Source organism: Kitasatospora sp. NPDC096128 (assembly GCF_040303105.1).
GTDB lineage: Bacteria > Actinomycetota > Actinomycetes > Streptomycetales > Streptomycetaceae > Kitasatospora.
In genome coordinates this window covers 400,494-414,549 of record NZ_JBEOSP010000002.1, presented here as the reverse complement: position 1 = coordinate 414,549, position 14,056 = coordinate 400,494, and the positions used below count along the sequence as shown (strand labels likewise).

Here is a 14,056-nt window from a genome sequence, read left to right as displayed (position 1 = left end):
TCATAAGGAGATGTCGGGATGACCGTCTACGCCGGGCAGGGAGACGCCCACCGCTCGCTCGCCCTGCTGTGGGGCCGCCCCGCGGAACCGCGCACCGGGCGCAGCGGCCCGAAACCGGGCCTGAGTGTGGACGCGATCGTGTCCGCCGGAATCGCCGTGGCCGACGCCGAAGGGATGCCCGCCCTGTCCATGCGCGCCGTGGGCGAACAGCTCGGCCGCACCGCGATGGCGCTCTACACCTACGTGCCCGGCAAGGCCGAACTCCTCGACCTGATGCACGACCGGGTGCTCGCCGAACTCCCCGCCGCACCGGCGGCGTTCGACGACTGGCGGGCCGCCGTCACCGCCTGGGCCGAGGAGTTGTACGCCTGCTACCTGCGCCACCCCTGGGTGCTCCAGGTGTCCCAGGCCCGCCCCGTCCTCGGCCCGGCCGAACTCGCCGCCATGGAGCACCTGTTGACCGCCCTGCAGCCGGCCGCACTGGCCCCCGGGCGGCTGCGCGGGGCCGTCGCCGCGCTCTGGCAGTTCGTCCGCGGCACGGCCGCCACCACCGCCGACGCCCGCGGCGCGGCGGCCGCCACCGGCGTCACGGACGAGGACTGGTGGACCACCCGCTCCGCCCGGCTCGCCGAGCTGGCACCGGACTTCCCCCGGCGCTTCCCCCTGCTGACCGCCCTGCAGAGCGCCGCCGGCGGCAGCCCCGAGGACAACAGCGCGGACGCCTTCCGCACCGGCCTGGCCGTCCTGCTCGACGGCGTGGCCGCGGGCGCCCAGGGGCTGGGGACGGGCGGTCCCTAGCCGCGGCGGGCGGAGGGCAGGGCGAGCAGGGCGCCCAGCACCAGCAGCACGGCGTACCCGGCGGTCTCGTGGCCGTCCGGGACCAGGAAGCGGACGAAGCCGAACAGCCGGAAGCCCCCGAGGTGGTCGGCCAGCAGGCCGGAGCCGCCGCCCAGGATCAGGACGAAGCCGAGGTAACCGAGCAGGGTCTTCATGCAACCGAGCCTAGGAAGCCGCGGGCCCGCGCCCAACCGACTTTCGGCGCGACCGGCGTTGACCAAAGTCGCGCCCGCCGTCGTGCCCGGTGTCGCGCCTGGAGTCGCACCCCCTCCTCCCTCCGGACGGAGCAGCAGGCGCGGCGGCCCGACGGCGGCGCCGGTACGTTCGCCGTGTGCAGCCAAAGCGTGTGCAGCAGAAACCACCGTCCGTCGCCAGGGTCGCGGCCGCCTCCGCCGCCTCCGCCCTGGTGCTCGCCGCCGGCGCCCCCGCGGCCCTCGCCCAGGACGCCGCCGCCTCCACCGTCGGCGGTGAGCGGCTCGGCCGCCCGGCCGTCCAGGTCGCGCCGCTGGCCGGGGCCCCCGCCCTGCCCGCCGAACTGACCGGCCGCTCCTGGCTGATCGCCGACGCCGGCACCGGCGAGGTGCTCGCCGCCCGCGACGCCCACCGGCCGATGCCCCCGGCCAGCACCCTCAAGATGCTGTTCGCGGACACCGTGCTGCCCAAGCTCGACCGCTCCACGGAACACCAGGTCACCCCCGCCGAACTCGCCGACCTCGGCGTCGGCAGCAGCCTGGTCGGCGTCAAGGAGAACCTGCCGTACCGGGTCGAGGACCTCTGGCGGGGCGTCTTCCTCAGCTCCGGAAACGACGCCGTGCACGTCCTCGCCCACATGAACGGCGGCGTCCGGCAGACCGTCAGCGAGATGCAGGCCCGCGCCCAGTCCCTCCAGGCCCGGGACACCAAGGTGGTCTCCCCCGACGGCTACGACATGGACGGCCAGGTCTCCTCCGCCTACGACCTCACCCTGTTCGCCCGGGCCGGGCTGCGCAACGCCGACTTCCGCTCCTACTGCGCCACCCGCACCGCCCGCTTCCCCGGCGGGCTCGACAAGGCCACCGGGCAGCGCACCGCCTTCGACATCGCCAACACCGACCGGCTGCTCGGCAAGTACCCCGGCCTGATCGGCGTCAAGAACGGCTACACCACCAACGCGGGCGCCACCTTCACCGGCGCCGCCGAGCGGGGCGGCCGCACCCTGCTGGTGACCGTGATGCACCCCGAGGCGCAGGGCAAGGTCTACGACGAGGCCGCCAGCCTGCTCGACTGGGGCTTCGCGGCCGCGGGCAAGGTCCAGCCGGTCGGGCAGCTGGTCGAGGACCTCGGCGCCCCGAAGGGCGCCGCCAAGGACGGCGCGCCGGGCGCACCCACCGCCCCGGCCGACGGCGCCCCACACGCCGCCGCCGACAACGAGGCCGACCTGCCGCCCTGGTCCCGCACCCCCGTCCTCGACGGCAACGACTCCGTCCTCGCCCCCGCCCTCTGGACCGGCGCCGCCGTCGCCACCGGACTCGCCGTCTGGGGCACCGCCCGCACCGCCGCCCGGCGCCGCACCACCCCGTCCACCGCCCGCACCGCCGCCACGGCGCCCGAGGCCGCCATGCCTGCCGACGGCCGCACCGGAGCCGACCGGATCGGCGCCACCGGCGTCGGCGCCACCGGCCTCGGCCGTACCAGCCGCCGCCTCACCCGCCGCGCCCGTGCCCTCCTCCGCGGCACCCGCCCCCGCCGGGACGGCTGACCCCGGTTCCGATCACGGCACTGTGGCTGCCGAACCACCTGTCCACCGCCTGGCCCGGTCTGCCGGTGGGAGTTCGGCATCTCGCCGGAGCCGTTCAGGCAGAGCGCCCTCGCGCGGTTCCGGTGCCCCGGCTCGGCCCTCCGACCTCGTAGACTCTCGGCCATGACCACGCCCGACCCCGCCGCAGCGGACCGGCTCGCCCGGATCGTCAGCCTCTCCTCCGGCAGCTACCTGCTCGTCACCACCTACCGGAAGGACGGCACCCCGGTGCCGACCCCGGTGTGGGTGGTCCGGGACGGGGAGGCGCTCGGCGTCTGGACCGTCGCGGACTCCTGGAAGGTCAAGCGGATCCGCAACCGGGCCGATGTCCTGGTCGGCCCCTGCGACGTCAAGGGCCGCCCGACCGGCGAGCAGTACCCGGCCACCGCCGAACTCCTCACCCCCGAGCGCACCGCCGCCTACCGGACCCTGCTGCGGCAGAAGTACGGGCTGCTCGGCGTGCTCACCCTGCTCGGCAGCCGGCTGCGGCGCGGCGAGCGCGGCACCGTGGGCATCCGGATCACCCTGACGGACTGACGACCCGGCGGCCCAGGGTGTCGTGGGCGACCTGCGCGTGCGGCGCGGCCGCCGGGAACTCGTTCATCGCCCCGCAGTCGTCCGCCTCGACGTGCCCGAAGGTCACCCGGCGCAGCCGCTCCAGCGGCACCACCCGGCTGATCGCCTCCGGGACGGCCAGCGGTTCCTCGGCGTCGGCCAGGAAACCGTTGTCGGCGTCGGCGTCAGCCGGTGCCGGTGCCGGTGCTGGTGCTGGTGAAGCGGCGGCGGTACTCGGTGGGGGTGGTGCCCAGGTGCCGGGCGAAGGCGCGGCGGAGGGTCTCGTCGCTGCCCAGGCCGCTGCGGCGGGCGGCGGAGGTGACGCCGTGTCCGTCGAGGAGGAGCTGCTGGGCACGGTCCAGCCGGACGCGTTCGACCCAGCGGGCGGGGGTGGTGTGCAGTTCGGCCTGGAAGAGCCGGGTCAGGTGGCGGGTGCTGACGGCGGCGCCGGCGGCCATCGCGGGCAGGCTGTGGTCGGCGGCCGGGTCGGCGAGGACGGCGTCGGTGAGGGTGCGCAGCAGCTCGCTGCGGGCGGGCGGGGTGGCCAGCGCGGTGGAGAACTGGGACTGGCCGCCGGGGCGCTGCATGAAGACGACGAGTTCACGGGCGATGGACCGGGCGGTGTCCGCGCCCTGGTCGTGTTCGACCAGGGCGAGGGCGAGGTCGATGCCCGCGCTGATGCCCGCGCTGGTGTGGTAGCGCCCGTCGCGCACGTGCAGGGCGTCGGATTCGACCCGGACGCGGGGGTGGCGCAGCCCGAGCGCCCTGGCGTGGCGCCAGTGGGTGGTCGCCCGGCGGCCGTCGAGCAGGCCGAGCGCGGCGAGGACGAACGCCCCGCTGCACACCGAGGCGACGCGCTCCGCCCGTTCGGCGAGGCCGGCCGCGGCGGCGAGCAGCGGCTCGTCGGGCCCTTCGACGGCGAGGTGGTCGGCGCCGGCGACCACCAGGGTGTCCAGCGGGCCGGTGGGCTCCGGTGCGGCAGTGGCGGCCAGGGCCACGCCGTTGGAGGCGGTGACGGTGCCGCCGAGCGGGGAGACCAGCGCGGCCCGGTACGGGTGGCCGAGCCGGCCCGCCTGGTGGAAGACCTCCAGCGGGCCGCTGACGTCGAGCAGGGTCACGCCGTCGAACACGAGGAAGGCGACCCGCCGCGTCATGTCCGGATCCGAGGGGTTGCTGTCTGTACGGACATGGCTCCAGCCTACGCCGCCGGGCGAGGGTGGAGGAGTCCACCGATCCACTCCCGATCGACTCCCCGATCGACTCCCGGAGGAGAGAACCACGATGAGCGAGACCGTCGCCGGCGTACGGATCCCCGACAGCGCCCTGGCCCGTGAGGCGACCGAACTGGTCCGGGACGCGGCCTCCCCGCTGCTGTTCGACCACTCCCGCCGGGTGTTCCTGTTCGGGGCTCTGCGCGGCGCCGAGCAGGGCCTGGCCTTCGACCCCGAGCTGCTGTACGTGGGAGCGATGTTCCACGACCTCGGTCTGACCGAGCGCTTCGCCAGGACCGACCAGCGGTTCGAGATCGACGGTGCCGACGAGGCCCACCGGTTCCTGACCGCCCACGGCATCGCCGAGGAGCCCGCCCAGCGGGTCTGGACGGCCATCGCCCTGCACACCACGCCGGAGGTCCCGCTGCACATGGCGCCGGAGATCGCCCTGGTCACCCGGGGTGTGGAGCTGGACGTCCTGGGGCTCGGCTACCACGCCGTCAGCGCCGAGCAGCGCGCCGCCGTCACCGCCGCCCACCCCCGGCCCGACTTCAAGAACCGCATCCTGGCCGCGTTCACGGAGGGCCTGCGGAAGCGCCCGGACACCGCCTTCGGCAACGTCAAGGCCGACGTCCTGGCGCACTTCGTGCCCGGCTTCGAGCGCGGCGACTTCGTCGAGGTGATCCGGGGCTCCGACTGGCCGGAGTGACCGGCGCGACCGGGGTGACCGGCGTGACCGCGGTGACCGCCCCGCCGTGGCAGGCTTGGCGGTCATGGAGTCCTTGGAGCTGAGCGGGCCGCCACTGCTGGTGGTGGACGGCGCGAACGTGGTCGGGTCCGTCCCGGACGGCTGGTGGCGGGACCGGCGCGGGGCCGCCGAGCGGCTGCGGGACGCCTTGGTCGCGGTCGCCGCGCAGGGCCTGCCGGAGCGCCCCGGGCCGCTGGAGGTGGTGCTGGTGGTCGAGGGCGCGGCCCGCGGCGTGACCGGGCTGCCTCAGGTCCGGGTGGTGTCGGCGGCGGGCAGCGGGGACGACCGGATCGTCGAGCTGGTCCGGGAGGCCCGCGCCGGGGCACCGGCACGGGCCTGCCTGGTGGTCACCGCCGACCGTGAACTGCGGTACCGGGTGGGCGCGTTGGGCGCCGAGGTCACGGGCCCGCGCAGCGTCCGGCGCTGAACGGCCGACTTCACCTCGCGGCCGTCCCGCTCCTGCCGCTCCCACTGCTCCTACCGCTCCTGCCGCTCCTGCCGCTCCTGCCGCTCCTGGGCGACGAACCGGCTGAGGAGCTCGTGCAGTTGGCCCCGCTGCTCGGCGTCCAGGACCACCAGCAGATCCGCCATGGCGCCGCGGAACAGCTCTCCCGCCTCGCGCAGGCTCCGCTCGCCCTCCGCCGTGATCAGGATCCCGTAGGCCCGGCGGTCGTTCGGGGTGCGTTCGCGCCGCAGCAGGCCCCGCCGTTCCAGGTCGTCGACGATCCGCACCAGGGTGGACTTGTCGATGCCGAGCGCCTCGCCCAACTCCCGCTGGCTGCGCGCCTTTCCGTCCCGGACCGCGGTGAGCACGCCGGCGTGCTGCAGCTCGATACCGGTCGGCCGGGCGGCCTGGTTGGCCTTGGCGCGGGCGAGTTGGTGGGCGCGGTACATCAGCAGTCCGAGGGCGGCCGGATCGCCCGGTTGTGTTTCCATGGGCCCGATGCTAGCTTCCGAGAAAGTCTCACCTGAGATGATCTCAACTCGGGGTTGCATCATGCGTGTTCTGATCATCGGCACCGGCCTCGCCGGCCCCTGCCTCGCCCACGGCCTCCGCCGCCACGGCCACGACGTACGGCTCTTCGAACGGGACGCCGCCGTCGACGCCCGCAGCCAGGGCTACCGGATCCACATCAACGGCGACGGCGCCGCCGCCCTGCGCGCCTGGCTGCCCGCCGAGGCCTACGCCCAGGCCGCCGCCACCGCCTGCGCCGCCACCGCCGGGGTCAGCATGACCGGCCCCGACCTGCGGGACGTCACCGAGATCGAGCTGCCCCCGGGCGCCGCGGGCATCACCGTCGACCGGCTCACACTGCGCCGGATCATGCTGCGGGGCCTGGCCGACGCGACCCGCTTCGGCGCGGGCTTCGCCCGCTACGAGCTGCCGGCGGACGGTACCGTACGGCTCTTCCTCACCGACGGCAGCACCGCCGAGGGCGACCTGCTGGTGGCCGCGGACGGGGCCAACTCCGCCGTCCGGCGCCGGCTGCTGCCGGACTTCCGGGTCACCGTGCGGGACAGCCGGATCATCTACGGCCGCACCCCGCTGACCGATCCCGTCCGGCGGCTGACGCCCCCGGCCGCCCTGGCCGGCTTCCTCGGCGTGAACGGCCCCGATGGCCGGCAACTCGCCCTGGCCGCCCAGCACTTCCGCCGCGACCCGAGCGAGTTCGGGCTGCCGCCCGCCGCCGACTACGTCATGTGGGGCCTGACCGCGCCGACCGCGCTCCTCGGGCACCGCGGGCCGGAGTTCTTCCGGCTCGGCGGCGCCGAACTGCTGGCGCTGGCGGAACGGGCCGTCGCCGACTGGCACCCGTCCCTGGGCGCACTGATCCGGCTCGGGGAGCCCGGGCACGTGGTGCCCGCGGCCGTCCGGAGCTCCGAGCGCCCCGAACCGTGGCCGGCGGTGCCCGTGACCCTCGTCGGTGACGCGGCCCACCCGATGCCCCCGGTCGGGATCAGCGCCGGAGTCGCCCTCCACGAGGCCGGACTGCTCGCCTCCCGGCTGCTCCCGGACGCGCCTCTGCTCGACGCCGTCCGCTCGTACCAGGCGGAGATGCTCGACCACGGCTTCGCCGCGGTCGCCACCGCCGCCCGCCGCCACGGCGGCGACCGGTCGGGGTGAGCGTGCAGCCCCGGGCCGGGGCGTGGAAGCAGCTCAGCCGGTCGGCGAGTCAACGGGCGGGCGGACCTGGAGGGCGTTGATGCCCCAGTGGATCGACGGGTCCGAGGTGTGCACGGTGAACTGGAAGTCCCGGCCCGGACGGGCGGGGGTCCGCACCGAGCCGACGCCGACGGAGTCCACCGGGCACTGCACCGTGAAGTCGGCCGGAGCCAGGCCGCCGACGCGCACCCGCACCGACCCGCCGCCCCGGCAGCCGACGGTGATGTCGATCGGCAGCGTCTCGATCGCCGAGGCGGTCACCGCACCGCCGTTCCCGATCCAGTCCGGGATCGAGAACATGGTGTCCTCGTCGGGGGTCGGCGGCAGGATCCGGCCCGTCCCCGGGCCGCCGATCGGCGTGTCCGGGCCCGATCCGTCGGTCGGCTGCGCCGACGCCGTCCCGAGCAGCGTCACCGACACTCCCAGCACTCCGGCCGCCACGGCCAGGGCGCGCGTCCTCGTCGGGCTCATCGTCTTCATCGCCATCCCCCCGGATGTCCGTCATCCGTGCCGGTCTTCGGCACACGAATGATCGTACGACGCCCGGACGACAGTGGTCGGCGGATCGTGACGGGCGCCACCCGGAGACTCGTCGGCCGCATGGGAACCAACCGTTCCGCCCGTCCGACTGGTGGAGGGTGAAGCCGAAATCGCCGGGTGCCCGGCCGTTGAGTGTGCTGGCGGGGTTCGCCCTGCTGCTGGTGGTGGTGTTCGTGGTCTCCTACGCGGTGGGGCGGCAGGCGGGGCCGGTGGCCCCGGGGCTGACGCCGAGCCGGGGCGGCGGGGCCTCGCCCGGCACGGGCGGGCACGACATGGGCGGGATGCGGTGAGCCCGGCCGCGGGGACGGACACCGGGGGGCTGGTGTCCACCGATCTGACGGTCGGCGGGATGACCTGCGCGGCCTGCGTGGGCCGGGTGGAGAAGCGGCTGGGCCGGATCGACGGGGTGACGGCCGGGGTGAACCTGGCGACCGGCCGGGCCCGGGTGCTGCACCCGGCCGGGGTGTCCGTGGACGAGCTGGTCGCGGCCGTCGAGCGGGCCGGGTACACGGCCGAGTCGGCGGCGCCGGGGGTGCTCGGCGGAATGCCGGAGGAGGAGCCGGACGAGCGGTGGCGGCTGCTGGTCACCGCCCTGCTGGCCGTCCCGGTGCTGGCCCTGTCGATGGTGCCGGCGCTCCAGTTCACCGCCTGGCAGTGGGTCTGCTTCGTACTGGCCGTGCCGGTGGTGACCTGGGGTTCGGCGGGCTTCCACCGGCGGGCCCTGCAAGGGCTCCGGCACGCCGCCGCGACCATGGACACCCTGGTCAGCCTGGGGGTGGTGGCCTCCTTCGGCTGGTCCGCGTACGCGCTGTTCCTCGGCGGGGCCGGGGAGTTGGGCATGCGGATGCCGTTCTCGCTGACCGCCGACGGCGGCGGCGCGGCGCACGTGTACCTGGAGGCGGCGGTCGGCGTGCCGCTGTTCGTCCTGGCCGGGCGGCTGCTGGAGGGCCGGGTGCGCCGCCGCAGCGGCTCCGCGCTGCGAGCACTGGCCGAGCTGGGCGCCAAGCAGGTGTGCGTCCGGGCGGAGGACGGCGAGGAACGCCTGATCCCCGTCGAACTGCTGCTTCCCGGGCAGGAGTTCGTGGTGCGGCCGGGCGAGCGGGTGGCCACCGACGGGGTCGTGGTGGAGGGCGGTTCGGCGCTCGACCTGAGCCTGCTGACCGGGGAGAGCGTACCGGTGGAGGTCGGCCCCGGGGACGCCGTGGCCGGAGCCACGGTGAACGTCGGCGGCGCGCTGGTGGTACGGGCCACCGCGGTCGGCGCGGACACCCAACTGGCCAGGATCACCGCCCTGGTGGCCGACGCCCAGGCCGGCAAGGCCCGGGCGCAGCGGCTGGCGGACGCGGTGGCCGGGGTGTTCGTCCCCTGCGTGCTGGCGGTCGCCGTGTGCGTGCTGGGCTTCTGGCTGGGCGCGGGCGCAGCCCCGCAGGCGGCGGTGACGGCGGCGGTCGCCGTCCTGGTGGTGGCCTGCCCGTGCGCGCTGGGCCTGGCCACCCCGACCGCGCTGCTGGCGGCGACCGGGCGCGGCGCCGAACTGGGCGTGCTGGTGCGCGGACCGGAGGTGCTGGAGAGCCTGCGCCGGGTGGACACCGTCGTGGTCGACAAGACCGGCACGCTGACCACCGGCCGGATGGAGCTGGCGGCGGTGACGGTGGCCGAGGGGGTCGCCGAGGAGGAGCTGCTGCGGCTGGTCGGCGCGGTCGAGCACCGCTCGGAGCACCCGATCGGACGGGCCGTCGCGGCCGCCGCCCGGGAGCGCTGCGGGGCCCTGCCGCCGGTGGACGGCTTCGCCGCCGCGACCGGCCTCGGGGTGTCCGGCACGGTCGAGGGCCGCCCGGTCCGGGCCGTCCGGCCGGACGGCGCCGCGCTGCCCCCGGAGCTCGCCGGCGCGGTCACCGCGGCCGGCACGGCAGGCCGCACCGCCGTCCTGGTGGAGCTGGACGGACGGGCCGCAGCCGTCCTGGCCGTCGGCGACACCCTGCGCTCCGGCAGCTGGCGGGCGCTCCACCGGCTGCGCGGGATGGGCCTGGAGGCCGTCCTGCTGACCGGCGACGGCCCCGGCGCGGCCGGGGCCGTCGCCGCCGAGCTGGGCATCGAGCGGGTGCACGACTCGGCCTCGCCCGAGCGCAAGGCCGAGGTGGTGGCCGAACTGCGCGCCGCCGGACGAACGGTGGCGGTGGTCGGGGACGGCGTCAACGACGCGGTCGCGCTGGCCTCGGCCGACCTCGGGGTGGCCCTGGCCTCCGGCTCCGACGCCGCGATCGGCGCCGCCGGGCTGACCCTGGTGCGCGGCGACATCGAGGCGGTGGTGGACGCCGTGCGACTGGCCCGGCAGACCCTCGCCACCATCCGGGCCAATCTGCTCTGGGCCTTCGGCTACAACCTGGTGCTGATCCCGCTGGCGGCCGTCGGGCTGCTGAACCCGATGCTGGCGGCGGTCGCGATGTCGCTCAGCTCCCTGCTGGTGGTGGGCAACAGCCTGCGGCTGCGCACCTGGGAGCCGGGGCGCGGACGGACGACGGGCGGACAGGCGAGGGGCGGGCAGGCGACGGGCGGACGGACGAGGGGCGGGCTGCGGTGAGGATATCCAGGACGCTCGACCGGCTCGCCGTGGTCGGCCCGCCGGTCGGCGCGGCGGCGCTCGCACTGGCCCTGCTCACCGGCTGGACGGCGGTCGGCGGAGCCGGCGTCGGCCCCCGCCCGGTGGCGGCCGACGCCGGCTGGGTGCTGCTGCCCACGACGGGCGCGGCCACGGCCACCGCGGCCTTCTTCACGATCCGCAACCCGGGCGACGTACCCGACGAACTGACCGGCGTCGACTGGGAGTTCGGCGGACAGATCACCCTCAAGCGGCATCTGCACCAGGGCGCGGCGGGCCGCTGGGAGCCGGTCTCCGGCCTGCCTGTCCCCGCCCGGGGCGAACTGGCGATGTCCCCCGAGGACGCCGACCTGATGATCGCCGCCCCGCCCCCGCTGCAGGCCGGCCAGTGGGTGGGCTTCACCCTCACCTTCCGGCACAGCCCGCCGCTGCGCCTGGTCGCCCGGGTGCTGCCACCGGGCGAGCGCCCGCGCTGAGCGGCGGGCCCGGCGGCGCCGGCCCGGTGATGTCGCACCTCACCGGGCCCGCGCCGCCGGGCCGTCCGTCACCCGTGCGGGACGACCGCCACCGGCGCCTCGGCGTGGTGCAGCGCCGCGTGGGCGACCCCGCCGAGCCGGGGGCCGAACTCGACCGGGCGCCGGCGCCGGCCCACGACCACCAGCCCGGCCCCGGCGGACGCCTCCACCAGGCCGCGCGCGGCGCCCAGCCGGACGTCCTCGACCACCTCCACCGCCGGGTGCCGCTCGCGCGGCCCGGCCAGGGCCAGCGACAGCAGCTTCGCCTCCAGCGCCTCCAACTGGTCGACCTCCCCCGCCGGTACGGCCCCGCCCGCGTAGCCGAACAGCGGCGACAGGTCCCAGCCGTGCACTGCCCGGACCCGGGCGCCGCGCAGCGCCGCCTCGCGGAAGGCGAAGTCGAGCACCTCCTCCTCGGGTGCGTGGGCGTCCACGCCGACCACCACCTCGCCCGAGGGCCGGTGGCCCTGCCCGGTCTCCCGCACCACGACCACCGGCGTGCCGCTGCGCCCGGCCACCGCCATGCTGACCGAGCCGAGCAGCAGCCCGGCGAAGCCCCCGCGTCCGCGCGAGCCGAGCACCAGCAGCTCGGCCTCCGCGGCGGCCGCCACCAGGCCGTCCACCGGGGCGTCCAGCACCGCGTCGGTGTGCACGGCCAGCTCCGGGTGGCCCCGGCGGACCGCCTCGGCGGCCTCGGCCAGGGTGCGCTGGGCGGCGGCCGGCAGATCGTCCGGCTCGGCATAGGCGGCGACCCCGTCGGTCAGCCACGGCCAGGCGTGCACCAACCGCAGCGACGCCCCACGGCGCCCCGCCTCCTCGGCCGCCCACTGGGCGGCGGCGGTACTCTCCGGCGAGCCGTCGACCCCGGCCACCACGGTTGACGTCATGACGGTTCCTCCACTGTTTCGGCACCGGGAACGGTGCGCGCTGACGCCCCGTCCGCTCTGCTCCCACCCTGTCGTCCCCCGGCGGCGCGCCGCCAGAGGCCGCAAGCCCCCCGCCCACGGGACGAAAGACCCCCGGCCGGGGACTCCAGGCCGGAACACTACGGGCGACCCCGGCCGCCACCCCGCCGACACCCGGGCACTACGGTGTGGACACGGAATACCCGCCGGTCGGAACGGCCCCTGGTCGGCCTCACCGATGAGGGCGGCCCAGGGCCGGTCGGGGCCGGTCGGGGCCGGTCGGGGCCGGGCGCGGACGAGGAGGACAGCGGTGGGCGGAGCGGACGGCAGCGCGGCGGGTGGCGGCGCGCGGATGCCCCGACTGCGCCTGGACGAGCTGCTGGAGGAGCTCCAGTGGCGGATCGACGCGGCGCGCGGCACCCAGAACCGGGTGCACAGCCTGCTGGAGGCGGTGCTCGCGGTCGGCCGCGAGCTGGACCTCGGCCAGGCGCTGCACCGGATCGTGGAGGCCGCCGTGGACCTGGTCGACGCCCGCTACGGCGCACTGGGCGTGATCGGGCCGGACGGGCACACCCTGTCCCAGTTCCTGACGGTCGGTCTGTCCGACACGGAGATCGAGGAGATCGGCCCGCCGCCCTCCGGCCGGGGCATCCTCGGCGAGCTGATCCGCCACCCGCAGCCGCTGCGCTGCCCGGTGCTGTCCGACCACCCGGCCTCGGTCGGCTTCCCGGCCGGCCACCCGCCGATGCACACCTTCCTGGGGGTGCCGGTGCGGATCCACGGCGAGGTGTTCGGCAACCTCTACCTCACCGACAAGCGCGGCGGCCTGGACTTCGACGAGGACGACGAGGCGGTGATCGCCACCCTGGCGGTCGCCGCCGGGGTCGCCATCGACAACGCCCGCCTGTACGAGGAGGCGCAGCTGCGCCAGCGCTGGCTGCGGGCGAGCACCGAGATCACCCGCAGCCTGCTGTCGGGCGCGCCGCGCCTGGAGGTGGTCGAACTGATCGCCCGGCGGGCCCGGGAGATCGCCGGCGCCGAGCTGGCGGACGTATCGGTGGCGCTCGCCGGGCCGGAGGAGCGGGCCGAGGAACTGGCGGTGGAGGTCGCGCTCGGCGCCGAGCCCGCCGCCCGGCTGGGGGTGACGGTGCCGGTGGCCGGCACGCTCTCCGGCGCCGCGTACGCCTCCGGCTCGCCGGCCACCAGCGACGACCTGGCCTGCGACGCCCGCTTCCCCGCCGGTCCGGCGGGCCGCTTCGACGGGCTGGGCCCGGCCGTCGCGGTGCCGCTGGGCACCGGCCCCGGCTACGGGCGGGGTGTGCTGCTGCTGGCCCGGGCGCAGGGGCAGCCCGCCTTCGGGCCGGAGGAGACCGGCCCGCTGCTGGGCTTCGCCGACCAGGCGGCGCTCGCCCTGGAACTGGCCGAACGGCGGCGCGACGCCGAGCAGTTGAACCTGCTGGAGGACCGCGACCGAATCGCCCGGGACTTGCACGACCTGGCCATCCAACGGCTCTTCGCCACCGGGATGACCCTGCAGAGCGCGGGCCGGCTGATCGAGAGCCCGGCCGCCGCCGACCGGGTCGCCCGCGCGGTGGCGGACCTGGACGAGACCATCAAGATCATCCGCTCGACCATCTTCGGCCTGCGCGCCCACAGCGAACCCGACCGCGGCCTGCGCGCCCGCGCCACCCGGGTCGTCACCGAGGCCCAGGGCCCGCTCGGCTTCGCCCCCCGGCTCAGCCTGGAGGGCCTGCTGGACACCGACGTCCCGCAGGAACTGGCCGAACACGTGGTCGCCGTCCTGGCGGAGGCGCTCAGCAACGCCGCCCGGCACGCCCGCGCCACCCGGGTCGAGGTCACCCTGCGCGCCCTGGCCGGGCGGGTGGTGCTCACCGTCGCGGACGACGGGACGGGCATCCCCGAGGGCGGCCGGCGCAGCGGGCTGCGCAACCTCGCCGAGCGTGCCGAACGCGTCGGCGGGGCCTTCACCCGCGGCCCGGCGGACGGCGGGGGCGGCGGCACCCGGCTGGTGTGGGAGGCCCCGCTCGGCTCGTGACCGGCGGTGCCGTACCAGGTGTGCGCGGTGTACCCGGCGTGCCCGGTGCACCCGGCGTGCCCGGCGCCGGACCCGCCGGACCCGCCGCCGTACGGGGGAACTCCGCCGCGGCCCCAGCGCCGCGGCGACGGCACCGCCCGGCGCGCCCC

16 protein-coding genes are annotated in these 14,056 nt (G+C 76.5%); 10 read left to right on the top strand and 6 right to left on the bottom strand.

The annotated features are described in order from the left end of the window. Positions 1 to 18: 18 nt before the first annotated feature. A complete protein-coding gene (locus tag ABTY61_RS04255) occupies positions 19 to 798 on the top strand; it encodes a TetR/AcrR family transcriptional regulator (protein ID WP_350503375.1) in 780 nt (259 codons plus the stop codon). Here the strand turns inward: ABTY61_RS04255 and ABTY61_RS04250 are convergent. After that, positions 795 to 992: a hypothetical protein gene (locus tag ABTY61_RS04250; RefSeq protein ID WP_350503374.1), complete on the bottom strand. Its 198-nt coding sequence runs from the start codon at positions 990 to 992 to the stop codon at positions 795 to 797. The genes ABTY61_RS04255 and ABTY61_RS04250 overlap by 4 nt on opposite strands. A gap of 191 nt (positions 993 to 1,183) precedes the next feature. Here ABTY61_RS04250 and ABTY61_RS04245 point away from each other — a divergent pair, with 191 nt between their 5' ends. Both ABTY61_RS04245 and ABTY61_RS04240 read left to right on the top strand, forming a co-directional pair. Further along, on the top strand, positions 1,184 to 2,575 hold the full coding sequence (locus tag ABTY61_RS04245) for a D-alanyl-D-alanine carboxypeptidase family protein (protein WP_502895207.1): 1,392 nt from the start codon (positions 1,184 to 1,186) through the stop codon (positions 2,573 to 2,575). A gap of 162 nt (positions 2,576 to 2,737) precedes the next feature. Then, positions 2,738 to 3,151, top strand: a complete 414-nt coding sequence (locus tag ABTY61_RS04240; protein WP_350503373.1) for a PPOX class F420-dependent oxidoreductase — start codon at positions 2,738 to 2,740, stop codon at positions 3,149 to 3,151. Here the strand turns inward: ABTY61_RS04240 and ABTY61_RS04235 are convergent. Continuing rightward, on the bottom strand, positions 3,135 to 3,284 hold the full coding sequence (locus ABTY61_RS04235; protein ID WP_350503372.1) for a hypothetical protein: 150 nt from the start codon (positions 3,282 to 3,284) through the stop codon (positions 3,135 to 3,137). The genes ABTY61_RS04240 and ABTY61_RS04235 overlap by 17 nt on opposite strands. Positions 3,285 to 3,354: 70 nt before the next feature. Further along, positions 3,355 to 4,323 carry a GlxA family transcriptional regulator gene (locus ABTY61_RS04230; RefSeq protein ID WP_350503371.1) on the bottom strand — a complete coding sequence of 323 codons (969 nt, stop codon included), beginning with the start codon at positions 4,321 to 4,323 and terminating at the stop codon, positions 3,355 to 3,357. 127 nt (positions 4,324 to 4,450) lie between these two features. Between ABTY61_RS04230 and ABTY61_RS04225 the strand changes: the two genes are divergently transcribed. Continuing rightward, the gene (locus tag ABTY61_RS04225; protein WP_350503370.1) at positions 4,451 to 5,089 is read left to right on the top strand and encodes an HD domain-containing protein; all 639 of its coding nucleotides are present in this window, start codon (positions 4,451 to 4,453) and stop codon (positions 5,087 to 5,089) included. A 64-nt stretch (positions 5,090 to 5,153) separates the two neighbouring features. Continuing rightward, positions 5,154 to 5,555 carry a PIN domain-containing protein gene (locus tag ABTY61_RS04220; protein ID WP_350503369.1) on the top strand — a complete coding sequence of 134 codons (402 nt, stop codon included), beginning with the start codon at positions 5,154 to 5,156 and terminating at the stop codon, positions 5,553 to 5,555. 50 nt (positions 5,556 to 5,605) lie between these two features. Here ABTY61_RS04220 and ABTY61_RS04215 read toward each other — a convergent pair whose 3' ends face one another. Further along, a complete protein-coding gene (locus tag ABTY61_RS04215) occupies positions 5,606 to 6,064 on the bottom strand; it encodes a MarR family winged helix-turn-helix transcriptional regulator (protein ID WP_350503368.1) in 459 nt (152 codons plus the stop codon). Positions 6,065 to 6,125: 61 nt separating this feature from the next. On the opposite strand from ABTY61_RS04215, the gene ABTY61_RS04210 reads away from it, so the two are divergent. Then, entirely contained in the window at positions 6,126 to 7,253 is a 1,128-nt protein-coding gene (locus ABTY61_RS04210; RefSeq protein WP_350503367.1) for an FAD-dependent oxidoreductase, read from the top strand. 33 nt (positions 7,254 to 7,286) lie between these two features. Here ABTY61_RS04210 and ABTY61_RS04205 read toward each other — a convergent pair whose 3' ends face one another. Next, a complete protein-coding gene (locus ABTY61_RS04205; RefSeq protein ID WP_350503366.1) occupies positions 7,287 to 7,772 on the bottom strand; it encodes a hypothetical protein in 486 nt (161 codons plus the stop codon). Between the two features lie 188 nt (positions 7,773 to 7,960). On the opposite strand from ABTY61_RS04205, the gene ABTY61_RS04200 reads away from it, so the two are divergent. From ABTY61_RS04200 to ABTY61_RS04190, 3 genes are read left to right on the top strand one after another with little or no spacing between them, the layout of a single operon-like run. Next, the gene (locus ABTY61_RS04200; protein ID WP_350503365.1) at positions 7,961 to 8,122 is read left to right on the top strand and encodes a hypothetical protein; all 162 of its coding nucleotides are present in this window, start codon (positions 7,961 to 7,963) and stop codon (positions 8,120 to 8,122) included. 59 nt (positions 8,123 to 8,181) lie between these two features. Beyond that, on the top strand, positions 8,182 to 10,413 hold the full coding sequence (locus ABTY61_RS04195) for a heavy metal translocating P-type ATPase (protein ID WP_502895212.1): 2,232 nt from the start codon (positions 8,182 to 8,184) through the stop codon (positions 10,411 to 10,413). Continuing rightward, entirely contained in the window at positions 10,410 to 10,907 is a 498-nt protein-coding gene (locus tag ABTY61_RS04190) for a copper chaperone PCu(A)C domain-containing protein (RefSeq protein WP_350503364.1), read from the top strand. Before ABTY61_RS04195 ends, ABTY61_RS04190 begins: the two co-directional genes overlap by 4 nt. 68 nt (positions 10,908 to 10,975) lie before the next feature. Here ABTY61_RS04190 and ABTY61_RS04185 read toward each other — a convergent pair whose 3' ends face one another. Then, on the bottom strand, positions 10,976 to 11,833 hold the full coding sequence (locus ABTY61_RS04185; protein ID WP_350503363.1) for a universal stress protein: 858 nt from the start codon (positions 11,831 to 11,833) through the stop codon (positions 10,976 to 10,978). A gap of 370 nt (positions 11,834 to 12,203) precedes the next feature. On the opposite strand from ABTY61_RS04185, the gene ABTY61_RS04180 reads away from it, so the two are divergent. Next, on the top strand, positions 12,204 to 13,907 hold the full coding sequence (locus ABTY61_RS04180; protein ID WP_350503414.1) for a sensor histidine kinase: 1,704 nt from the start codon (positions 12,204 to 12,206) through the stop codon (positions 13,905 to 13,907). The last annotated feature ends 149 nt before the right edge of the window (positions 13,908 to 14,056 follow it).